The organism is Arthrobacter nitrophenolicus, assembly GCF_045833485.1.
GTDB lineage: Bacteria > Actinomycetota > Actinomycetes > Actinomycetales > Micrococcaceae > Arthrobacter > Arthrobacter nitrophenolicus.
The window spans coordinates 1,570,439-1,592,314 of record NZ_CP174504.1; the positions used below are offsets into that span (position 1 = coordinate 1,570,439).

Consider the following 21,876-nt stretch of genomic DNA (forward strand, 5'->3'; position numbering starts at 1 on the left):
GCTTCATTGCGGGGCCCGCGGTGCGGTGCCGGCGTTCTGGGTTCTGGCACCCAGTGTGCGGCAGGAGGGGTGACGGCCGTAACAGCAATTCCGTTGAATGGGAACAGTCAGGAGTCGCCCAGCCCGCGGGCGATACCGCGGGCTGCCGTCTGCAGGGCCGGAACCAGGGCCTGCAGGCGCATCTCCCGCAGGGGAACCACGACGCCGAGGGAGGCCACCGCACGCAGCCGGCGGTTGAGCACGGGGACGGCGATGCCCCAGGTGTCCGGATCCACCACGCCCTTCAGCTGGGCGAAGCCCTGGCGGGCTGTTTCGCCGAGCAGCCCGCGCAGGGCGTCTACAGTGGCCTTGCCGTCGGGGTCGCTGAACTGGTCAAGGTACTGCGCCTGCAGGGCCTTGTCCTGGTGCGCCATCAGCGCCAGCCCGGCAGACGTGATGTGGACGGGCATCCGCCCGGCCACCTGGGCCCGGTTTGCCACCGACCCGCGCCGCGAAAGCCTTTCGACGAACAATGCCTCCCAGCCGTCCAGCACCGTCAGGTTCACGTTCTGGTTCAGGACCTGCTGGATGTCCTCCATAAACGGCATGGCCGCCTCCCGCAGAGCCAGGGTTGGCGAGGTCCTGTTCACCAGCTCCCATAGGCGCACGCCCGGCCGGACCATGCCTCCGGGCGCGGTTTCCAGCAGGTCGTGTTCCGCAAGCTGCCGCACAAGGCGGTGCGCGGTGGTCAGCGGCAGCCCGGCACGGGCCGCGAGCTCGGACAGCTGGAGGGTGCCGACATCCTGGGGAAAGGCCGAGATCAGCCGGACGATCCGGTCCACCACCGAGTCGCCGGACCTCGAGTTCGCCACGCCGCACCAGCTTCCGTTGAATGGTCCCGGCACCCAGCGTACCGCGCAGCCGGAAGGCCGTCAGCCCGCCGTCGTGCGTTCCCGGAAACGCCGCCAGGCACCCGGGGCCAGCACCACGGCAATGCCGACGGCGGCTCCGATCACCGTCTCGATGATGCGGTCGCGGAGCAGGATGGCGGGCGAGGACGGGACCACCAGGAGCGTGGAGATCAGGGCAAGCGGTGTCACGAAGACCTGGGCCAGCAGGTACTGGCGGATGATGAACATCTCCGCGCCGAACTGGCACAGTGCCATGACAAGTACCGTCTGCCACGGCTGCAGGTCCAGGAGCACGATGCCGGCCAGGATCACCAGGCCCAGCACGGTGCCAACGATCCTTTGGATGCCGCGGCGGATCCGGTGCCGGGTGGTGTGCCCCACCAGGGGAACAACGGCGGCCACCATGGCCCAGTAGTTGTGGCCGAACCCCAGCCGTTCGCCGGCCCAGGTGGCGAGCGATCCGGCGAGTCCGGCAGCCACCAGGTATCCGAGGCCTTCCAGCCAGGCCGCGCGCTTTTCGTCGGGGGTCCGCCGGATGGGCCGGGGGCGGGTCCACGGGGTGCGGTGGCTGGGCAGGATCCGGGCGGAGAACCCGATCAGCAGGCACAGCACCGTGGTGAGGACCGAGACGAGCATCCCCTGCCACAGCGGGGGCTGGTTGGGAATGGACGCGATGGCGGCGAAGGCGAAGATGTGGAACAGGGAGCCCGCTGGCCGCAGCCGGAACCAGGAAATCGCCACCGAGCAGGCGCCTGCCACGACGGTGGTGGCAAGCACCAGGAGCCAGGTGGTGGTCGCGTCGTCCAGCCCCCACGCCGCCTGCATCCTCGCGGCCAGCGAGGCCAGGAGGATCACCAGCAGCATGAGCAGGCCGGCCCGCAACTGCAGCGCGAAGCGGACGCCATGGGGTTCACCCCTGCCGTAAATCCCGGTGAAGGCACCGAAGGAAGCGAAGATCGCCAGGTCCAGCCGCCCCAGGAGCACCAGCGTAAGCAGTGGAACAAAGACCCCTGTGGCGCACCTCAGGGCGGGGTGGTGGTCCTTGTTGCCGGGGGCAATGCTGAACATTTCAGCGAGCATCTTCACGGGGACAGTGGCGCCTTTCCTGCAGGTTCCGGGAGGAGGTATCTAACGGGCGGCCGCGCTGACGTTCCTGCTAAATCCTACGGGGCGGGCTCCGGAAACCACCCGGCGCTTTCCCTTGAATGGAACGCGGAGGCAACGCGGCTGAAACAGCGGCCGGTGATGCTTATGCCATGAAGCTCCCCGCACGGAACTCCCCCGCGGCCGAACTGAGCTGTGAAGTCTGCGGCCTGATGCCTGAACCGACCAAGGCGCGGCTGACCTTGGCAAACGTCGCCGTGATGCTTCCAATCGAACTCCTGGTGCATGCCCTGGTGGTGGGCACCGAGCTTCCGTACCTGGCAAAGGTGCTGGTCCTGACGGTCACCGCCACTGTCCTGGTGATCTGGGTGGCGGAACCCTCGGCCAGCAGGATCCTGCGCGGCTGGCTCCACGCCCCGGCGCTGCGGCTGCGCAGGACGCTCGGCACGGCGCCGGCGCTGTGGCGGGCACGTACCGTCCTGCATGATGAACCCGGCTCGCTGCAGCGGGTCACCAAGGCGCTGGCCCGGACGGGCACCAACATTCTGAGTATCCACGTGCATCCGGTACCCGGCGGCGTCCTGGACGAGTTTGTGCTTGCCGCACCCGGCGGCATCGGCGAGCGCGAGCTCCTGGACGCCCTGCTGGATGGGGGCGGTTCCGCCCCGCAGGTGTGGCCGACCACCAGCCTGGCCATGGCCGACGGCCAGACCCGGGCTCTGAGCCTTGCGGCGCGGATCGCGGATGCGCCCGATGAACTTCCGCTTGCCGTTGCGGAGCTGCTGCGGGCCCGGATCCTCACCCCCGCCGAGGAGGCCGCGGCCCACGCCGCGGACGACGCCGGCACCCGGCTTAAGATCCCCACCGCGTGGCACGGCCCCATCACCTTCGCCCGGCCCGGCGAGCCCTTTACGCCGGCGGAATCCGCCCGGGCCCACCGGCTGGCAGAGCTCGCGGAAATCCTGGCGCACCGGAACCCCGCCGCGCCCCAGTAGCCCTTAACGACTGGCCAATGCCGGTCACAATCCGTTTTCAAGAGGCTGCCCGGGCAGAGTTCACGAAAATCCTTGACAGTGGTCGGGGTCACTCCTACCGTTGTTTTTGGGATCCCAAATTGGGATCCCAAAAGAACCATCCCGGCGCTCCGGATCGCCGACCCACGCGTTTCCATTAGTTTTGCGGAACCCGCCGCTGCAGGGCGGACCGCGCACATCCCCGCACTTTCCCCATCCGTAAACTTCCCCGTGAAGGAGAAGCTGTGTCCATCCCAAACACTGAAACAACGGCGGCATCCGCCGTCGATACACCCATAGACCAGGCACCGGTCGAATCCAGCAAGGACGGCGTGCAACGGCGCACAGCAGTCCGCTGGAAGCTCTTCCTCCTGCTGCTGGTCCTCGTTGCCGTCAACTACATTGACCGGGGCTCCATCTCGGTTGCCCTCCCCATCATCCAAAAGGAGTTCAACCTCGCTCCTGAACTGGTGGGCCTCCTGCTGTCCGCCTTCTTCTGGACTTACGCACTGATGCAGATTCCGGTTGGCTGGCTGATCGACAAGTTCGGTCCCCGCAAGGTCATGACCGCCTCCTGTGTCGGCTGGGGCGCGGCCACAGCCGCCTCCGGCATGGCCGGCGGATTCCTCAGCATGTTCATTGCCCGGATGGGCATTGGCGTGACCGAGGCCGGAGTGATGCCAGCCGGTGGAAAGCTCAACGCCATCTGGATGCACAAGTCGGAACGCGGCCGCGGTGCCACCATCCTCGACGCCGGCGCTCCGCTGGGTGCCGGGCTCGGCGGCATCATCATTGCCGGGCTGATCGCGTCCACCGGCAGCTGGCGCTGGGCATTCGTGATCGCCGGTGCCGCCACGGTCCTCATGGGCCTGGCCGTCTGGTGGTACATCCGCGACAATCCCCGCGAGCACCGCGGAGTCAATGAGGCCGAAGCCGCCTACATTGAAGCCTCCCACGCCGCCGAAGATGCCGAGGCGAAGCTGGATGGCAGCCAGGGCAAGCGCGCATTGCTCCCGTACCTCAAGTTCCGTTCCTTCTGGGCCATGTGCTTTGGATGGCTGGGCTTCAACGGCGTGTTCTACGGCCTGCTGACCTGGGGACCCCTCTACCTGGCGCAGGCAAAGGGCTTCGATTTGAAGACCATCGGCTGGTCCACCTTCGTGATCTTCGGCGCAGGGTTCGTGGGCGAAATCATCGGCGGCACCATCGCCGACAAGTGGCGGGCCTCCGGTGCGTCGGCAAACCGCGTCATGCGGACCCTGCTGGGCATCTCCAGCGCCGTGGTCATTGGCGGCCTGGTCGGCGTCACGCTGGTCGCTGACCCCACCACCGCCGTCGTCCTACTTTCGCTGGTTATGTTCTTCCTGCGCTGGGTGGGCCTGTTCTGGAGCATCCCCTCCATCCTGGGCGGACGCACCAACGCGGGCGTCCTGGGCGGGGCGATGAATTTCAGCGGCAATATCTCCGGCTTCGTCACTCCCATCGCCGTCGGACTGATCGTGGGCGCCACAGGCTCCTACACCTGGGCGCTGCTCTACTTCGTGGGCTCGGCGATCGTCATGGGCGCCTCCGTGCTGACGCTGAACTACAACAAGCGGCTTCCTGTCTAAGCTAGCCATCCAAGGCAACACCTGATCCGCGTTCCCGCTGCCGGGAGCCGTGTCCACCAAGAATCCGAATGGAGCACCATGCTGACCGCAGAAGACACCCAGGACAAAGAACGCCCGCTGCGCGAGGCTGTCCGGGACACGCTCCGCACTCGGATTTTCGAAGGACACTACCCTCCCGGCACGCGGCTGGTGGAACGGGACCTCGCGGCCGAATTCTCCGTCTCCAGGCTCCCTGTGCGCGAAGCACTGCGGATGCTCCGCCAGGAGGGGCTGATCAGCGACCGGGGCGCACGGGGGGCAGAAGTCAGCACCCTGAGCCCCAAGGACGTGGAGGACCTCTTCGATGTCCGCCAGTCCCTCGAAGTCCTGGCCTGCCGGCTTGCCGCCGTGCGGGCCACCGCGAAAGACCTTGCCTACCTGAAGGGGCTGCTGGACAACGCGGAGAGTTTCCTCGCCAAGGGCGCCGTGATGGAGGCCCACCGTGCCAACAGCGAATTCCACGATGCCATCACCGGCATCGCCGACAACAACTTCCTCAAGTCAGCACTTGAGCCCCTGCAGGGCCGGATGCACTGGCTGTTCCGCCACGTGAGCGACCTGCCGGAGCTGATCCGGGAACACCGCGAACTCTATGCCGCGATTGCCAGCGGCGACCCCGACCGTGCCGCGGCACAATCGGCGTCCCACATCGGAAAGTACCGGGAGCAATTCCCGGAAGACTTCCAAAAAACCGAACCCCAACTTCACCGGAAGAGATAATGCGACTCCTGGTCATCAACCCCAACATCAGCGACGATGTCACAGCCCTGATCGAAACCGAGGCACTGCGCTCCGCTGCGCCAGGCACCGAACTGGTGGTCCGCACTGCCGCCTACGGCATGGAATACATCGAGACCCGCTTTGAATCCCTCGTGGCCGCCGGCGCCGTGGCTGAAATTATTGCCGCGCACACCCTCCCCGGCGCCGAACCCGTGGATGCCGTGGTGGTGGCGGCCTTCGGCGATCCCGGCATGCCCGCGCTGAAGGAACTGGCCGGCGTCCCCGTCATCGGCATCACCGAAGCCGCACTTTGCGCAGCGGCGCTGCAGGGGCACCGCTTTTCCATTATCGCCATCTCGGACCGGATCAAACCCTGGTACCTGGACTGCGTGGAGCGGTTCGGCCTCGGCGGACGGCTGGCGTCCATCCGCTCGATCAACGAGTCCCTGAAGAGCATCGGCTCGGTCCAGCAGGACTTCAAGGAAACCCTCATGGCACTGAGCCGGCAGGCCGTCACGGAGGACGGCGCCGACGTCGTCATCCTCGCAGGAGCCCCACTCGCCGGGCTCGCCCGCGACCTGAAGGGGCAGATCCCGGTTCCCGTGGTGGACGGAATCTCCGCCGGAATCCGGATGGCCGAGGCGGTAGCTGGACTCGGGTCCGGTCCGCACCGTGCCGGCGCCTTCGCCCCGCCGCCCGGGAAGGCCCGCGCCGGCCTCAGCCCGAACCTCGACGCCGCCCTTGCTGCGGCCCAGGACAGCGCAGTGCCCGCGCTGCCCACCGCCTGAACCAGCAGCTTTCCCCGAAGGAGGACACCGATGTCCCAGCAGCCAGACCTTGTCATTTCCAACGCCACCGTGGTCAACAGTGACGGGCGCCGGGCCGCCCATATCGTGGTCCGGGACGGCCTGGTCACCGACCTTGCCGACGCCGCCCGCCCTGCGCCTGCCGCCCTACGGACCATTGATGCCGCCGGGAGGCTGGTGATACCCGGCGGCGTGGACGGCCACTGCCATGTCGCCCAGGTGACGGGACGCTTCCGCACCCTGGACGACTACCGCACCACGTCCACCGCCGCCCTGTGGGGCGGCACCACCACCATCATCGACTTCGGAATTCCACGGGATGCCCAGGAAACCCCGCTCGCCGCCGTCCTGCACAAGAAGGAGCTGGCCACCGAATCCCGGTGCGACGTCGCCCTCCACGGCGCCGTGATCAGCTGGAACGAAACCGTGCCGTGGCAGCTGGAGCAACTCGCCGCCGAGGGGGTGCGTTCGGTGAAGATGTACACCACCAACCGCGGCACCACCATGGCCGACGGGGACACCATCCTCAAGGTCATGCGCGAGATGGTCCGGCTGGACGGCCTTACCTACATCCACGCCGAGCACGACCCCATCATCGCTGACTGCACGGAACAGCACGCACAGGACGGCCGGATCGGCATCGGGCACCTGCACCGGACCCGGCCCGAACTGGCCGAAGAGACCTCGGTCAAGGAAACCCTGGCCATGGCCGAGTACACCGGCGCCCCGGTGTACTTCGTTCACCAGTCCACGCCCGGGGCCGTGGACCTGGTTTCCGATGCGCGGTCCCGCGGGCTTGAGGCCTTCTCAGAAACCTGCCCGCATTACGTCACCCTGGACGATTCCGTCTACGGCTCGGCCTTCCCGGAGTGGTTCGCCTGCTGCCCGCCCATGCGCAGCGCCCGGACGGTGGCCGCGCTCAGGGAACGGCTGGCCACCGGGGCCATCCACACCATGTCCTCGGACCACTCCTGCTACGACCTCTCCCAAAAGCGCGAACGGACCGACGACGTCCGCGCCATGCCGCACGGCCTGCCCGGCGTAGAGACCAGGATGCCCGTCACCTTCACTGCAATGACCGGTGCCGGCGCCAGCGTGGAGGACTTCGTGGAGGCCTTCTCCGCCGGCCCGGCGCGGATCAACGCCGTGCCCGGAAAAGGCCGCATCGCCGAAGGGTTCGACGCCGACCTGGTCATCTTCGACCCCGCCGAGGAACGCACCGTAGACGGCGCAAACCTGCATATGGGAACGGACTTTTCACCCTTCCACGGAGACGTGCTGGCCGGCTGGCCCGCCGTCGTTGTTTCCGGTGGCCGCGTGGTGCTGGACGGCCAGGGATTCCACGATCCCGGCGCCGCCGGCCGCTTCCTTGCCCGCAACGGCTTCCGCCAGCACCAGTCCGCCACCACCGCCGGCGTTGCCCACGCCGCAGCCTTTTAGGAGCAACCATGCCATCGACCACCCGGCCACGCAGGATCGGCATGATCGTGCCGTCCTCCAACACGTGCCTGGAGCCCCAGACCTACCGGATCCTGGGAAATCGTACCGACGTCACCGTCCACTTCACCCGTATCCCGGTCACCAGGATCGCCCTGGATGACTCTTCCGACCGGCAGTTCGACCCGGCAGTCATGCGCGAGGCCGCCAGGCTCCTTGCGACGGCGGACGTGGACGTCATCGCTTGGAACGGCACATCCGGTTCCTGGCTGGGTTCAGACCACGACCGGGAACTCGTGGCGGAAATCACCGATGCCACCGGCATCCCCGCCACCACTTCCACCCTGGCCTACCTCGAAGCCTTCCGGACGTCCGGCACGGAGCGGATGGCGCTGTTCACCCCGTACACGGAGGACGTGAACCGCCAAATCATCGCCTCGTATGAGCGGGAAGGGATCAAGACCATGGACCACCGGGCCTTGGGCCTCAGCGACAACGAGTCCTTTGCCCGGGTCACCGACGATGAGATGCTGCCCGGTTCACGGGAACTGGCAGCGGCTGCCCCCGATGCCCTGATCTACCTCTGCACGAACCTGTACGGGGCCAACATCACGGCGGAAATCGAGGACAGCACCGGCGTTGCCGTGCTGGACTCCGTGGCGGTGACGCTCTGGCATGCCCTGAAGCTCGCGGGCGCGCCGCTGCTGGAGCCGCGGTGGGGCAGGCTGCTGGCCTAGGAACGGCTACATGCGGAGGGTCAGGGCACCCGGGTCCATGGTCATCAGCACATGCTTGCCCTGGCCCTCGTGGTCGCCGTCCAGCTGGTAGTCGTCCTTGTGCTCCAGGGTGATCTCCACGGACTTGCCCTGGAAGTACTCCACGGCGGTGTCCTTGCCGCGGCCCTTGCCGATGATGCCGGCGAGCACGGACAGCCAGCCCAGCCGGCCCTGGTGCGGCGCCAGGACGGCGATATCCAGCAGGCCGTCGTCCACCTTGGCCTCCGGGAAGATCTCCAGCCCGCCCTGGACCTTGCCGCAGTTGCCCACCATCACGCTGCGCACGCCGCGGTGGACCACCCGCTTGCCGTCGATCACCACGGTGGCCTTGACCGGCTTGCCGGGCAGGTTGCGGATGCCGGCGTCCACGTAGGCCAGCCATCCCACCTTGTGCTTCAGGTCCTCGTCAGTGTCCGCCATGATGGTGGCGTCGTAGCCGACGCCCGCCATCACCAGGAAGAGCTGCTCCAGGTCGGGGTCGCTGCGACGGGCCCGGACCACATCGATCTTCCGCTCTGTTCCGGCGAGGGCACCGGCCATGGCGCCGTCGTAGTCCGTGACGTCCATGCCCAGGTTGCGTGCCAGCAGGTTCCCCGTACCCAGGGGCAGCAGGCCCATCGGCACGTCCCCGCCGGACAGGACTTCGGCGACGCACCGGACCGTTCCATCACCGCCGCCGGCGATCACAATGTCGGCTCCCTGGGCGAGGGCTTCCTTGGCCTGTCCCACGCCCGGGTCCTCCTTGGTGGTCTCGAACCACATCGTCTCGCCCCAGCCGTTTTCCGCCGCGTGCCGGGCTGCAAGCTCCTTCACATCCACGTCCACCGTCTTCGCCGGATTGATGATGATGGCTGCGCGCTGGGGGGCGGCGGTGCTGTTGGCAGTCATGGTGTCCTTTGGTGGCAATTGGAAGGCTACTTCTGAAAGAAGAGTAGCCTGCCCCGGGCAGGGTTCGGAGCAGGTACGCAACCACCCGGTAGCTACAGCGCCTTCACGGCTCCCAGCACCTGTGCCAGCGAGTCCTTCGCATCGCCGAAAAGCAGGGACGTCTGCGGCTGGTAGAGCAGTTCATTCTCGATCCCGGCGAAACCCGGCCGCATGGAGCGCTTGAGGAACACCACCTGCCGCGCCTCGGCCACCTCCAGGATGGGCATACCGTAGATCGGCGAGCCGGAGGAGGTCTTGGCTGCCGGGTTCACCACGTCGTTGGCGCCCACCACCAGCGCCACGTCCGCGGTTTTGAACTCTGGATTGATCTCCCCCATTTCCTTCAACGACTCGTACGGGACGTTGGCCTCGGCCAGGAGCACGTTCATGTGCCCCGGCATCCGCCCTGCCACGGGGTGGATGGCGAAAGCGACGTCGATGCCCCGGGCTTCCAGGGCGGCAGCCAGCTCCGCGGCGGTGTGCTGTCCCTGCGCCACCGCCAGCCCGTACCCGGGAACAATGATCACGCGCTGCGCGTAGCCCAGGAGCACGGCCACGTCCTCGGGGCTGGAGGACCGGACGGGACGCTCGCTCACGGCCGTGGACCCCGCCGTCGAGCCTCCCCGGAAGGCACCGAAGAGGATACCGGCCACGCTGCGGCCCATCGCTGCCGCCATGGCGCGGGTGAGGATGGTGCCCGAGGCGCCCACCAGGGTGCCCGCCACCACCAGGAGGACGTTGCCGAGCACCACGCCGGACGCGGCGACGGCCAGGCCGGTGAAGGCGTTCAGGAGCGAAATCACGATCGGGACGTCGGCGCCGCCTACAGGCAGCACCAGCAGGACGCCGGCTGCCAGCCCCAGCACAAGGAGCAGCACCGCCAGCGCCACCGACCCCGTGAAGACGACGGCGACGGCGGCCGCCACCGAGGCGAGCAGCACCGCAGCCATCACCACGGGGAGGCCGGGGAACACCACGGGTCGGGTGGTCATCAGTTCCTGGAGCTTCGCAAACGTGACGCCGGATCCGGCGAACGAGACGGCGCCCACCAGGAGGGTGAACACGATGGCAAGGCGCACCCAGGGATCAGGCGTATGGCCCAGCTCGAGGAGGGCCACCAGGGCAGCGGCACCGCCGCCCACGCCGTTGAAGATGGCCACCAGCTGGGGCATCTGCGTCATCTTCACGCCGCGGGCCACGGGGGCTGCCACCACGGTGCCCACCGCGATGGAGCCGAGGATCCAGGGGATGTTGTCCAGCCGCACGGACAAGAACACCGTGATCACGCCGATCAGGGCACCGAGTGCACCAATGAGGTTTCCACGGCGGGCGGTCCGCGGGGAGCTGAGGCCGCGCAGCGCCAGGATGAAGAACACGGCCGCCACGAGGTACAGCAGCGCCGTCCAGACGGGATCGAGGACTGTCATTTGCTCTCCGCCTTCGCCGATGCGGAGCGGGCAACGTCTTTCCTGCCGTGGAACATGTGCAGCATGCGGTCCGTGACCACGAAACCGCCCACCAGGTTGGCGGTGGCCAGGACGACCGCCAGCAAGGCGACGGCCAGGACCCAGGGGTCGGCGGCCTGGCCGGCGACGATAATGGCACCCACCAGGATGATGCCGTGGATGGCGTTGGCGCCGGACATCAGCGGCGTGTGCAGAGTGCTGGAAACTTTGGAAACCACCTCGAACCCGACGAACACGGCCAGGACCGTGATGGTCAGCAGGCTCATTCCGTCCATCAGAGTGCCCCTTCCTGCCGTGCGTGGATTCTCTGTGCAAGCAGTTCCGCTGTGGGCTGGTGCCGCACCCCGCCGTCGTGGGTCAGGCATGCGCCCGCCAGCACCTCGTCGCCGAAGTCCGGGGCAACAGTGCCGTCCCGGACCATCAGCGCCAGCAGGTTTGCCACGTTCTTGGCGTATAGCCGGGAAGCATCCGCGGCCATCGCCGAGGCCGGGTCCTTGAGCCCCACCAGGCTCACGTGCCCTGCGCCGTCGGCCGTGGGGACGGCGATATCCGCTCCGGCGACCACGCCCTCCACGTTGCCGCCCGACTCGGCGGCGAGGTCGACGACGACAGACCCCGGCCGCATGCCCTGCACCATTTCCCGGGTCACCAGGAGCGGGGCGGGCCTGCCCGGGACGGCCGCCGTCGTAATGAGGACGTCCGACTGCGCCACATGGGGTGCCAGCAGCTGCCGCTGCCGGGTTCCGGCGTCGCTGCTGAGCTGGCGGGCGTAGCCGCCGGCCGCTTCCGCCGTTTCGAGGTCCAGCCGGATGAAGGTGCCGCCCATGGATGCGACCTCGTCGGCGGACGCGGGGCGGATGTCGTTCGCGAAGACACGGGCGCCCAGCCGTTTCGCGGTGCCGATGGCCTGCAGCCCTGCCACGCCGGCACCCAGCACCAGGACCCGGGCGGGAGGCACCGTCCCGGCGGCCGTCATGTAGAGCGGAAAGAAGTGCGGCAGCCGGATGGCCGCTTCCAGCACGCACCGGTAGCCGGCCACCAGGGCCTGGGAACTGAGGGCGTCCATGGACTGCGCCCGGGAGATCCGGGGGACCAGTTCCATCGCGAAGGAGGTGATGCGCCCGTCCGCGAGCGCCTGCACCGTGTCCAGTTCGGACGCCGGCGAGGCGAGGCCAACGGTGACCGCCCCAGGCTTCAGGGAGAGGGCCGAATGCGGGTCAAGGGGCCGGACGTGGGCCAGGACATCGAGTTCCTTCGCTACCAGCAGGGGCACGACGGCGGCACCGGCCTGGCGGTACTCGTCGTCGGCATGGCCCGCGGCTTCACCGGCGCCGGCTTCTATGAGCACTTCGAGGCCCAAGCCTGCCAGTTGCTTGACCGATTCCGGCGTCGCGGCAACGCGCCGCTCGCCCTCGCGGTGTTCCCGCGGTATGCCCAGTTTCACCCGCCGACTCTCCTCGCTGACGAGTGCGGCGGCGCTGCCACGGTTGATCCGGTCCCGGGACTGGTGATCCGGCCCGGGGCTTCGCGGAGCGGCGCTGCTGCACGTAGTTGGGTTGAGTCTATGGCCAGCACCGCCCCGGCGGGAGTAGGCAGGCTTGCCTTGTACGGGAACAGTTACATTAGGCGCTTCGATGTGTGGGCCGATGCCCCGTCACAGGACCGCTGTAGTCGAGGGCTATGCGTCTGGCTGCTTCCTGGAGCTGCGGCACAACCGCCCTTTCCACGTCCTCGGCCGATGCCCGGTGCGTTTGCAGGGACACGTTCGCGGCGGCAACGATGTCGTTTCCCCGCCGGACAGGTACCGCGACACCGCGCAGGCCTTCCTCCAGCTCCTCCGACACCATGGACCAGCCCCGGTCCCGCGCCGCATCCACCTCAGCGCGAAGCTGCTCGATGCTGCTGACTGAGCGCTGCGTGTAACGGTGCAGCTGGACCGTCTCCAGGTACTGCTGCAGTTCCGGTTCCGGCAACCCGCCAAGAAGCACCCTGCCCATGGACGTCGCCCAGGCCGGAAACCTGGTGCCGACCGTGATGGAGACGGACAGCAGCCGGGGGGACGGGACGCACACCACGTAAACGACGTCGGCGCCGTCCAGGACGCACAGGGCAGTGGTTTCGTTGAGCCTGGCCGCCAGGTCCTTGAGGTGCGGCTCGGCAACGCCGGGCAGTGTCAGGCCCGCCAGGAAGGACCTGCCGATGTCCAGGGACCGGGCCGTCAGTTCAAATGCAGGGCCATCGGCACGAAGGTAGCCAAGGTCCGCCAGTGTCATCAGGAACCGCCGGGCGGAGGCCCGGGTCATGTCCGTCAATGTGGCGACCTGCGAAACCGTCAGGCGTTGATGCTCCGGCGTGAAGGCCAGCAGCACATCGAAGGCTTTCTCAACCGACTTAACAAAGTAGGCGGCCTGCTCCTCCATGGACTGCTTTGCTCCTCTTCGAACGCTTGGCCGCCCCGTGCGGCGCACCGGGTTTCAGGTCCGCTTCGATCATATAGGTGTCCGCCGGGAAGGCCTCGAGCCGCCCCCTTCAGGCTCCGGACCGCACCCGGACCAGCGATTCCCCGAGCAGTTCGCGTGCCTGTTCGTCCATCCCGAGGAGGGGGACCATCGCCACCGCCTGCCCATACAGGTGGTCCCAGCCATCGATGCACCGCGCACCAAGCCGGCGGGCCCGTGCGATGGTGGCGGTGACATGGCCGGCATACACGAAGTCGTAAACCACGGCGTCAGGGGCAAGCGGGCCATCGCCCCACACCGGCCCGTCCGAAACGCTCTTTCCGAGTGGGGTGGCGTTAACCAGCAGGGAGGCTTCGGAAGCCAGTCCCCGGGCCTCATCCCAGTCCACGGAACGCGCTGCCATGCCCAGCTCTTTGGCCAGGCCCAGGAGTTTCTCCATGGCCCGAGGGTCCCTGTCGCTGATGGTTACCGTGCCGGCTTTGCCTTTCAGCGCGATCAGGACTGCCCTGGCCGCCCCACCTGCGCCCATCAGGAGAACGTTTCGCTGGAATTCTCCCCCGAGTAACGAACGGGCCGCCATGATGTCGGTGTTGTGTCCGAAGAGCGTGGACCCGCTGCGGAGCAGCAGGTTGCAGGCGCCGCCCAGCAGGACCTCCTCTGTGGCATTGTCGGCAGCGTCCGCCGCCCAGTGTTTGTGCGGCATTGTCACGTTGGCCGCAATGATGCCGGGTTCCAGCAGCCGGTCCCGGACGGACACCAGGTCCCCGTCCGGCGGCACATCCCACGCCTCGTATGTCCAGCCGGTACCAAGCCGGCCCAGGACGGGATTCCACAACCCGGGCGACATCGCCTGTGATGCTGCGGATCCGATCAGGACCAATCGGGAGGGGTGTGCGGTGTTCTGCATTGTGCTGCCTTTCGTGACCAGGCGGGGGGCTGCATCGAGGGGGATCACTTCTGCCGTTGTGGTCCACCTCACCACCTAGTATGCTCATATAAAACGCATTACGCACAGTTGTTCGCTATGCGTACACATCCTGTAAAAGACCCACCGCCTTCAGCGTGGAAGGATCACCCAAATGACCAACATCGCAGCAGGGCCCGAGGCCCAGACACCTGCCCAGGCAGAACGGCAGCTCAAGCGTGCCAGGAAGGCGGCCCTGGCAGCGTTCCTGGGCGGCGCACTGGAGTACTACGACTTCTTCATCTACGCCACGGCGGCGTCCCTGGTCTTCTCCAAGATCTTCTTCCCCGCCGGAGACCCCACGGTGGCACTCATCGCCTCGTTTGCCACCTTCGGTGTGGCCTACGTGGCACGCCCCTTCGGCGCCGTCTTCTTCGGGCACCTGGGTGACAGGATCGGCCGGAAGAACACCCTGGTGCTGACCCTGGTGCTGATGGGCGCAGCGACCTTCCTCATCGGCGTCCTGCCCGACTTCAACACCGCCGGATACTGGGCTCCCGCCCTGCTGGTTGCCCTGCGGCTGATGCAGGGACTTTCCGCCGGCGCGGAGACAGCCGGCGCATCCGCCCTCTCCACGGAGGAAGCCCCTACCGGCCGCCGCGGCTTCTTCGCAAGCTTTGCCATGAGCGGCATCTCGGCCGGCATCGTGCTGGCCTCCCTCGCCTTCCTTCCCGTGGCCGCCATGAGCGAAACCGACCGGCTGGCATGGGGCTGGCGCATCCCGTTCTGGCTCTCCGTCGTCGTGCTCATCGTGGCGTACCTGGTGCGGCGCTCCCTGGACGAGCCGGAAGTCTTCGAGGAAAAGCATGACCACGGCGAACTGGTGAAACTTCCGTTCGCGAAGATGTTCAAGACCCACCCCGCGCAGTTCTTCCAGGTTGCCCTGATGTCCTTCGAGACCGTGACGAACACCTTCATGCAGTCCTTCGGCCTCGCCTATGCCGTCACCGTCGGCGTCCCGGCCTCCACCATGCTCTGGGTCAGCATCCTCGGCAACGTCCTGGCCATTGGCACCCAGCCGCTCATGGCCCACCTCTCGGACCGCTTTGGACGCCGCCCGGTGTTCATCACCGGCGTCCTGGGCTCCGGCATCATGATCTTCGTCTACTTCTCGGTGATCTCCACCGGGAACATCCCGATGATCTTCCTGACCAGCACGCTGATCACCGCCGGCACGTACGCCATGTCCAACGCCATCTACCCCGCCTGGTTCTCCGAACTCTTCAACGTCAAGGTCCGCTACTCCGGAATGGCGATCGGCCTCCAGATCGGCATCCTGTGTGCCGGTTTCACCCCGCTGCTGGGCACGGCCCTGGTGGGGGCGGACAAGGCCAACTGGGGACCGGCAGCGTGGATCGTCGCAGCGTCGTCAATCCTTGCAGTGGTCGGTGCCCTGTGGGCCCGGGAAACCAGCAAGACGCCACTGCGCGAGCTGGGCAACCCGGTCAGGTAGCGGCTGGCCACCCCAGCGATGACGAAAGAAGGGCGACGGCGGGAACTCCCGCCGTCGCCCTTCTTTTGATTTCAACACCCGCCGCAAGCGCGCTAGGAAAAAGCACTAGCTCCGGGCGCTGAGGTCAGCCGAGATGAGCTTTGCCGTGGCCACGATCTCGTGCGCCACGGATGCGAGGTAGGCGTCCCGGTCGGGCTTGGCGTCCACCGACTGGGCCTGCAGGGACACGTTCACCGCCGCAACCACCTTGGGCCCGTCATATACGGGGGCGGCCACCGACATCAGGCCCAGCTCCAGCTCCTGGTCCAGCACGCACCAGCCCTGGGCCCTGACTGTTTCCAGCACGGCCAGCAGCTCCGGAACGGTTCCCAGGGCGCGCGGGGTAAGGGGCTTGATGTCGGCTGCGGCCAGGTACGCCTTCAGGTCAGCGGGCGGCAGGTGCGCCAAAAGAACCCGGCCCATGGACGTGGCATACGCCGGGAAGCGTGTCCCCACCGTGATGCCGATGGTCATGATCCGGCGTGTGGTCACCCGGGCGATGTAGGCAATGTCGGTGCCGTCCAGGACCGCAGCGGAGGTGGACTCCCCCAGTTTCAGGGACAGCTCCTCCAGGTGCGGCTGTGCGAGCTGGGGCAGCGACAGGCCCGAAAGGTACGCATAGCCCAGCTGCAGGACCTTGGCCGTGAGGGCGAACGTCTTCCCGTCGGTCCGCACGTAACCAAGCTCCACCAGGGTGTGCAGGAACCGGCGCGCCGTGGCCCGGGTCAGGTCGGTCCGGGCTGCCACCTCGGTGAGGGTCATCAGCGGGTGGTCTGTGTCGAAGGCACGGATGACGGCCAGCCCGCGGGCCAGCGACTGGACGTACTGGTCGCCGGCCTGCGGGGCGGCCGGGGTGCCGCCGTCGGCTGCTGTTGTGGTCATGGTTCCCAATCCTATGGCGGCGGAAGAGCCAGGTTCCTCCGCGGGTTCAGCCGCCGGCGACGGCGGGTGCGGCCTTGAGCGGGACGGGGACGAGTTCCTGGAGTTCTTCGAGGGTGCAGCCGAAGGTTTCGCGGACGGTGACGCCGCCGGGTCCGGTGAGGAAGACTGCCTTGTCGGTGTAGACGCGGGTGACGCAGCCGACGCCGGTGAGCGGGTAGGTGCACGATTCCACGAGCTTGGAGGCGCCCTCGCGGGTCAGCAGGGTCATCATGACGAACACGTCCTTGGCGCCGGTGGCGAGGTCCATGGCACCGCCGACGGCGGGGATCGCCCCGGGTGCGCCGGTGTGCCAGTTGGCGAGGTCGCCGGTGACGGAGACCTGGAAGGCGCCCAGGACGCAGATGTCCAGGTGCCCGCCGCGCATCATCGCGAACGAGTCGGCGTGGTGGAAGTAGGAGGCGCCCGGGAGTTCGGTGACGGGGATCTTGCCGGCGTTGATCAGGTCATCGTCGATCTCGTCCCCCGTGGCTTCGGGGCCCATGCCCAGCATCCCGTTTTCCGTGTGGAGCGTGATGTTCTGTTCCTCGGTGAGGTAGTTGGAGACCAGGGTGGGCTGGCCGATTCCGAGGTTCACGAAGGACCCCGGGGCGATGTCGCGGGCCACCAGGCGGGCGAGGTCGTCGCGGCTGAGGGCTGTTTCGGAGGTCTTGATGCTGGTTTCGGTGAGGCTCATCTCAGGCCGCTTTCGGGTTCGGGCCTGCAGCGGTGCCGCTGCCGGCCACTTTGACGATGCTGTTGACGTAAATGCCCGGGGTCACGATGTTCTCCGGATCCAGGCTGCCGGTGGGCACGATCCCGGAGACCTGCACGATGGTGTGCTTGGCCGCGGCCGCCATGATGGGGCCGAAGTTCCGGGCCGTCTTGCGGTAGACCAGGTTGCCCTTGCCGTCCGCCTGCAGAGCTTTGATCAGGGCGACGTCTGCGTGGATGGGCGTTTCGAACACGTGGCCGAGGCCGTCGATGATCCGGGTTTCCTTGCCCTCGGCGAGCATGGTGCCGTACCCGGTGGGGGTGAAGAACCCGCCGATCCCTGCCCCGGCGGCACGGATCCGCTCGGCCAGGTTGCCCTGCGGCACCAGTTCCAGTTCGATCTGCCCGGCCTTGTACTTGGCGTCGAAGTGCCACGAATCGGACTGCCGCGGGAAGGAGCAGATCATCTTCCGCACCCGGCCTTCCTTGATCAGCAGCGCCAGGCCCTGGTCGCCCTGGCCGGCATTGTTGTTCACCACGGTCAGGTCCGTGGCGCCGCACTCGAGCAGCGCGTCGATCAGTTCGAACGGCTGTCCGGCGTTGCCGAACCCGCCGATCATTACCGTGGACCCGTCCTTGATTCCGGCCACGGCCTCGCCAACAGTGTCAATGAATTGCAGCATCGCTCTTTAGCCCTTCACTCCGGCAGTTACGTTTTCGAGGACGACGGCCAGGCCCTGGCCGACGCCGATGCAGATCGCGGCAACGCCCCAGCGTTCACCCGAGGCCTGCAGGGACCGGGCGAGGGTGCCCAGGATCCGGGTGCCGGAGGCACCCAGCGGATGGCCCATGGCGATCGCGCCGCCGTGCCGGTTCACGACCGAGTGGTCGATGCCCCAGGCGTTGACGCACGCCAGGGACTGGGCGGCGAACGCTTCGTTAAGCTCGACGGCGCCCACCTGGTCCCAGCTGATTCCCGCCTTCGCCAATGCCTTGTTCGCCGCCTCCACCGGGGCGTAGCCAAAGTACTGCGGGTCATTCGCGTGCGCGCCGCGGCCCGCGATCCGGGCCAGCGGGTCCAGGCCCAGCAGCCCGGCGGCAGTCTCGCTGCCCACCCAGGCCGCGGAAGCGCCGTCGGACAGCGGCGACGCATTCCCGGCGGTGACCGTGCCGTCCTCGGCCCGGAACACCGTCTTCAGGCCGGCGAGCTTCTCCGCGGAGGACCCGGGGCGGATGCCCTCGTCCCGGACCAGGTCGGTGCCGGGCACGGGGGCCACCAGATTGTCGTAGAAGCCCTCGTCCCAGGCGGCGGCGGAAAGGTTGTGGGAGTTCGCCGCGAACTCGTCCTGCGCTTCACGAGTCACCCCGTACTTCTCGCGGAGCCGCTCGGTGGCCTCGCCCAGGGAGATGGTCCATTCCTTCGGCATCGCCTTGTTCACCAGGCGCCAGCCCAAAGTGGTGGAGGCCAGGGTCATGTCACCGGCCGGGTAGGGCTTCTCCGTCTTGGGCAGCACCCAGGGGGCACGGGACATGGACTCCGCACCGCCCACCAGCATCAGGTCCGCGTCGCCGGCGTTGATCTGGCGGGATGCGATGATCGCCGCATCCAGGGACGAGCCACAGAGCCTGTTGACAGTGGTCCCGGGGATCGAGACCGGAAGCCCGGCGAGCAGGGTGCCCATCCGGGCGATGTTGCGGTTTTCCTCTCCCGCGCCGTTGGCGTTGCCGAACACCACCTCGTCGATCCTTTCGGGATCGAGCCCGGGAGCCCGCTTCACCGATTCCTTGATGACGTGCGCCGCGAGGTCATCCGGGCGGACGGCGGCGAGGCCGGAGCCGAACTTGCCGAACGGGGTGCGCACGGCGTCGTACACAAAAGCCTGGTTCATGGGGTGGTGTCCATTTCTCGAAACACTTGCTGGGCGGTCTTGAAGGCGGTGTTGGCGGAGGGCACTCCGCAGTAGATGGCGGTCTGCAGCAGGATTTCCTTGATCTCGTCCCGGCTCAGGCCGTTGGTGATGGCTGCGCGGATGTGCATGGCCAGTTCTTCCCAGTGCCCGTGCGCCACCATGGCGGTGATGGTCACGGCGGAGCGCATCTGCCGGGACAGGCCGGGCCTGGTCCAGATGCCGCCCCACGCGATCCGGGTGATCATGTCCTGGAAGTCGTCGGTGAACTCGTCCTTGTTGGCGTTGGCCCGGTCCACGTGGGCGTCGCCTAGGACTTCACGCCGGACCACCATGCCGCCGTCGTAGATCTCCTTGCTCGTGGCGTCCGGCTGGACCACGCCGTGCCTCTCGGCCCCGCTCATTTGCTTCCTCCCTTTTCGGGCTGTGATTCGGCCCAGTCCAGGAGGCTGCGCATCAGCTCGGCAGTGTGGGCGGGGGCCTCGGCCGGCGCCAGGTGCGCCACGCCTTCCAGGGTGACGGCTGTGGCGGTCCCGCCCCCGGCCGTGATGCCTGCCGCCACTTCCTCGGCCATCGACGGCGGCGCCACACCGTCCAGCGCACCGGCAATGACCTGGGTGGGGACCCGGATGCTGCCCAGCCCGGCACGGACATCAAAGGCGGCCAGGGCCTCGCAGCAGAACGCGTAACTGAACCTGTCGGAGTCCCGGAGGGCGTGCAGGAGCCGGCTGCTGACCTCCGGTTCACGGTCCATGAAGCCGGGTGCGAACCAGCGCTGCGCCGAACCCTGGATCATCACCGGGGTGCCCTGGCTGCGGACTGTTTCGGCGCGTTCCAGCCATCCCTCGGGGGTTCCGAGCTTGGCGCCGCTGCACTGCACGGACAGGCTCTTGAGGCGTTCGCCGTGCTTGATGCCCAGCTGCAGGCCGGTGGCACCGCCCAGCGAAACACCGGCGTAGTGGAAGGCCTCGCCGGGGGCAATGGAATCGACCAGGTCCACCACGGCTTCTGCCAGGTCCGAAACGTCGAAGGTTTCGGTGGCGGCCGGTGAGACGCCGTGCCCGGGCAGGTCCCAGGCCACCACGTCGTAGTCGTTGCCCAGCAGGGAGGCGGCACGGTTCCAGAGGATGGAGGAGGTGCCCAGTGAGGAACCCACCACTACGAGGGGATGCCCGCCAAGGGGGCGCTGGGGTGAAAGCAATGCGGCTTTCAGGGCAGGTTTAGCCACGGTGTGCTCCGTTCGCGTCGGTGGCTGAAGCGGGAAGGTCAGGGGAGGCAAAGTCCGGGTAGGCGGCGAGGATCCGGCGGGAGATTTCCCGGGACTGGCCCAGGTAGCTGGCCGGATCCAGGAGCTCCTCGAGCCGCAGGTCCGTCAGCAGGCCCGCGGGAACGGCGTCCCGGAGCAGTTTCCGGTATGCGGACGGCTGCTCGGACGGTTGTGCCTGCAGGGTCTGGTCCACCACATCCTGCAGCTGCTGCTTGCCGCTCCTGCCGTCCAGCTCCGGAAGCAGCGGGGCGACGGCGGCGCTGACGCCCTCCGCCAGGAGCAGCGGGCCGGCCAGGTCGAGGTTGCGCCGCATCGCGTCCGGGTGGACCTGCAGGCCTTCGGCAAGCTCCCGGATGTTTCCGGCAGCGCCGAGCGCCAGGGCCAGCAGCTGCTGGAGCGCGGGCCACTCGGTGTGCCATGCACCGTCCGGCCGCTCATCATTGAAGGTTGCGGCCGCCAGGTGGAGCTGGGCTGCCAGGTTGGGTGCCTGGAGGGCTGTGCTGCGGACCAGCACCGAGAGGACCGGGTTCTGCTTCTGCGGCATGGCGGAGGAGACACCCCGGCCGGCGGCACGGGGTTCGGCCACCTCTGCCACCTCGGGCCGGCTGAGGAACAGGACGTCCGCCGCGATCTTGCCGAAGGCGTCCAGTACCGCGGCCGCGGCGTTGCCGATGGAGGTGATGGGCAGCCGGCTGGTGTGCCAGGGCGCGGCCGCGGGGGCGAGGCCCAGCTGGGCGGCCAGGGCATCGGCGAGGCTGAAGGGCGTCGCCGCCGAGCCTGCGGTCAGCACCGTTCCGGCGGCAAGCGTGCCTGCCGCCCCGCCGAACTGGACCGGAAACTCCACCGCGGCGAGCTGCCGTCCGGCGGCAGCCAGCCCGTGGAACCACTGCGCTGCCCGGAGCCCGAACGTGTACGGCAGGGAGTGCTGCGTCAGGCTCCTGCCCACGCACAGCGTGTCCGCATGCTGCCCGGCCAGGGCCGCGAGCGCCGCCGTCGTGCCTTTCACGTCGGCGAGGAGCGCGGCCACGGAGTTGCGGGCGAGCAGCATCAGCGCCGTGTCCAGCACATCCTGGCTGGTCAGCGACGTGTGCACCGCCTTCACTGCGCCGATGTTCGCAGTATCCAGCGCCGCCACGTGCCGGCGGAGGTCCGCCAGCAGCGGGATGACAGGGTTGCCGCCGCCCTGGGCGCGCACCGCGATATCGGCGGCCTTGTAGCGGCCCGGTTCTGCGGCGGACGCGACGACGGCGGCGGAACCGGCGGGCGCCAGGCCCGCCTGTTCCAGCGCCGCGGCCCAGCCGGCCTCGACGGCGAGGATCGCCGCCAGTACGGCACCGTCACCCGTCAGCGCAGCCACCATGGGCGAT

The 21,876-nt window shown here is 67.9% G+C and carries 22 protein-coding genes; 7 read left to right on the forward strand and 15 right to left on the reverse strand.

The genetic code is table 11. The features are described from left to right. Window positions 1–107: 107 nt before the first annotated feature. Together ACJJV6_RS07380 and ACJJV6_RS07385 are read right to left on the reverse strand one after the other, a co-directional pair. Window positions 108–851 (reverse strand): IclR family transcriptional regulator, encoded by a 744-nt coding sequence (locus tag ACJJV6_RS07380; protein ID WP_407710241.1) that lies wholly within the window; start codon window positions 849–851, stop codon window positions 108–110. Window positions 852–911: 60 nt separating this feature from the next. Beyond that, on the reverse strand, window positions 912–1,976 hold the full coding sequence (locus ACJJV6_RS07385) for an FUSC family protein (RefSeq protein WP_407710242.1): 1,065 nt from the start codon (window positions 1,974–1,976) through the stop codon (window positions 912–914). A 170-nt stretch (window positions 1,977–2,146) separates the two neighbouring features. On the opposite strand from ACJJV6_RS07385, the gene ACJJV6_RS07390 reads away from it, so the two are divergent. The 6 genes from ACJJV6_RS07390 to ACJJV6_RS07415 all read left to right on the forward strand — a co-directional run bounded on the left by ACJJV6_RS07390 (window position 2,147) and on the right by ACJJV6_RS07415 (window position 8,356). Continuing rightward, window positions 2,147–2,989, forward strand: coding sequence for an ACT domain-containing protein (locus ACJJV6_RS07390; RefSeq protein WP_407710243.1), 843 nt, complete (start codon window positions 2,147–2,149; stop codon window positions 2,987–2,989). A gap of 263 nt (window positions 2,990–3,252) precedes the next feature. Beyond that, complete coding sequence (locus ACJJV6_RS07395; RefSeq protein WP_354176192.1) at window positions 3,253–4,617, forward strand: MFS transporter; 1,365 nt, start codon at window positions 3,253–3,255, stop codon at window positions 4,615–4,617. 78 nt (window positions 4,618–4,695) lie between these two features. Then, window positions 4,696–5,376 (forward strand): GntR family transcriptional regulator, encoded by a 681-nt coding sequence (locus ACJJV6_RS07400; protein ID WP_009357918.1) that lies wholly within the window; start codon window positions 4,696–4,698, stop codon window positions 5,374–5,376. Then, window positions 5,376–6,164 carry an aspartate/glutamate racemase family protein gene (locus ACJJV6_RS07405; protein WP_009357917.1) on the forward strand — a complete coding sequence of 263 codons (789 nt, stop codon included), beginning with the start codon at window positions 5,376–5,378 and terminating at the stop codon, window positions 6,162–6,164. Before ACJJV6_RS07400 ends, ACJJV6_RS07405 begins: the two co-directional genes overlap by 1 nt. 30 nt (window positions 6,165–6,194) lie before the next feature. Beyond that, window positions 6,195–7,622 carry an amidohydrolase family protein gene (locus ACJJV6_RS07410; protein WP_009357916.1) on the forward strand — a complete coding sequence of 476 codons (1,428 nt, stop codon included), beginning with the start codon at window positions 6,195–6,197 and terminating at the stop codon, window positions 7,620–7,622. 8 nt (window positions 7,623–7,630) lie between these two features. Beyond that, window positions 7,631–8,356, forward strand: a complete 726-nt coding sequence (locus ACJJV6_RS07415; RefSeq protein WP_035752708.1) for an aspartate/glutamate racemase family protein — start codon at window positions 7,631–7,633, stop codon at window positions 8,354–8,356. 6 nt (window positions 8,357–8,362) lie between these two features. On the opposite strand, the gene ACJJV6_RS07420 is transcribed toward ACJJV6_RS07415, so the two are convergent. The 6 genes from ACJJV6_RS07420 to ACJJV6_RS07445 all read right to left on the reverse strand — a co-directional run bounded on the left by ACJJV6_RS07420 (window position 8,363) and on the right by ACJJV6_RS07445 (window position 14,154). Beyond that, entirely contained in the window at window positions 8,363–9,283 is a 921-nt protein-coding gene (locus ACJJV6_RS07420) for a diacylglycerol kinase family protein (protein WP_009357914.1), read from the reverse strand. Between the two features lie 92 nt (window positions 9,284–9,375). Beyond that, window positions 9,376–10,749, reverse strand: coding sequence for an NAD(P)(+) transhydrogenase (Re/Si-specific) subunit beta (locus tag ACJJV6_RS07425; protein ID WP_009357913.1), 1,374 nt, complete (start codon window positions 10,747–10,749; stop codon window positions 9,376–9,378). Beyond that, on the reverse strand, window positions 10,746–11,063 hold the full coding sequence (locus ACJJV6_RS07430) for an NAD(P) transhydrogenase subunit alpha (protein WP_009357912.1): 318 nt from the start codon (window positions 11,061–11,063) through the stop codon (window positions 10,746–10,748). Before ACJJV6_RS07430 ends, ACJJV6_RS07425 begins: the two co-directional genes overlap by 4 nt. Continuing rightward, a complete protein-coding gene (locus ACJJV6_RS07435; protein WP_009357911.1) occupies window positions 11,063–12,232 on the reverse strand; it encodes a Re/Si-specific NAD(P)(+) transhydrogenase subunit alpha in 1,170 nt (389 codons plus the stop codon). The genes ACJJV6_RS07430 and ACJJV6_RS07435 overlap by 1 nt, the downstream gene beginning before the upstream one ends. Window positions 12,233–12,410: 178 nt before the next feature. Further along, window positions 12,411–13,208 (reverse strand): IclR family transcriptional regulator C-terminal domain-containing protein, encoded by a 798-nt coding sequence (locus tag ACJJV6_RS07440; protein WP_009357910.1) that lies wholly within the window; start codon window positions 13,206–13,208, stop codon window positions 12,411–12,413. A 109-nt stretch (window positions 13,209–13,317) separates the two neighbouring features. Further along, window positions 13,318–14,154 carry a shikimate dehydrogenase gene (locus ACJJV6_RS07445; protein WP_152419564.1) on the reverse strand — a complete coding sequence of 279 codons (837 nt, stop codon included), beginning with the start codon at window positions 14,152–14,154 and terminating at the stop codon, window positions 13,318–13,320. A 172-nt stretch (window positions 14,155–14,326) separates the two neighbouring features. Between ACJJV6_RS07445 and ACJJV6_RS07450 the strand changes: the two genes are divergently transcribed. Further along, window positions 14,327–15,664 (forward strand): MFS transporter, encoded by a 1,338-nt coding sequence (locus ACJJV6_RS07450; protein ID WP_354176188.1) that lies wholly within the window; start codon window positions 14,327–14,329, stop codon window positions 15,662–15,664. Window positions 15,665–15,769: 105 nt separating this feature from the next. Here the strand turns inward: ACJJV6_RS07450 and ACJJV6_RS07455 are convergent, their stop codons facing one another. From ACJJV6_RS07455 to ACJJV6_RS07485, 7 genes are read right to left on the reverse strand one after another with little or no spacing between them, the layout of a single operon-like run. Then, complete coding sequence (locus tag ACJJV6_RS07455) at window positions 15,770–16,585, reverse strand: IclR family transcriptional regulator C-terminal domain-containing protein (protein WP_407710244.1); 816 nt, start codon at window positions 16,583–16,585, stop codon at window positions 15,770–15,772. A gap of 46 nt (window positions 16,586–16,631) precedes the next feature. Continuing rightward, window positions 16,632–17,318 carry a 3-oxoacid CoA-transferase subunit B gene (locus ACJJV6_RS07460; protein ID WP_009357907.1) on the reverse strand — a complete coding sequence of 229 codons (687 nt, stop codon included), beginning with the start codon at window positions 17,316–17,318 and terminating at the stop codon, window positions 16,632–16,634. A gap of 1 nt (window position 17,319) precedes the next feature. Continuing rightward, the gene (locus tag ACJJV6_RS07465) at window positions 17,320–18,018 is read right to left on the reverse strand and encodes a 3-oxoacid CoA-transferase subunit A (protein ID WP_354176184.1); all 699 of its coding nucleotides are present in this window, start codon (window positions 18,016–18,018) and stop codon (window positions 17,320–17,322) included. Between the two features lie 6 nt (window positions 18,019–18,024). Continuing rightward, window positions 18,025–19,224: a thiolase family protein gene (locus ACJJV6_RS07470; RefSeq protein ID WP_009357906.1), complete on the reverse strand. Its 1,200-nt coding sequence runs from the start codon at window positions 19,222–19,224 to the stop codon at window positions 18,025–18,027. Then, window positions 19,221–19,646 carry a 4-carboxymuconolactone decarboxylase gene (gene pcaC / locus ACJJV6_RS07475; protein ID WP_009357905.1) on the reverse strand — a complete coding sequence of 142 codons (426 nt, stop codon included), beginning with the start codon at window positions 19,644–19,646 and terminating at the stop codon, window positions 19,221–19,223. Before pcaC ends, ACJJV6_RS07470 begins: the two co-directional genes overlap by 4 nt. Further along, window positions 19,643–20,470, reverse strand: coding sequence for an alpha/beta fold hydrolase (locus ACJJV6_RS07480; protein WP_354176181.1), 828 nt, complete (start codon window positions 20,468–20,470; stop codon window positions 19,643–19,645). Before ACJJV6_RS07480 ends, pcaC begins: the two co-directional genes overlap by 4 nt. After that, window positions 20,463–21,869, reverse strand: coding sequence for a lyase family protein (locus tag ACJJV6_RS07485; protein ID WP_354176232.1), 1,407 nt, complete (start codon window positions 21,867–21,869; stop codon window positions 20,463–20,465). Before ACJJV6_RS07485 ends, ACJJV6_RS07480 begins: the two co-directional genes overlap by 8 nt. Window positions 21,870–21,876: the final 7 nt, after the last annotated feature.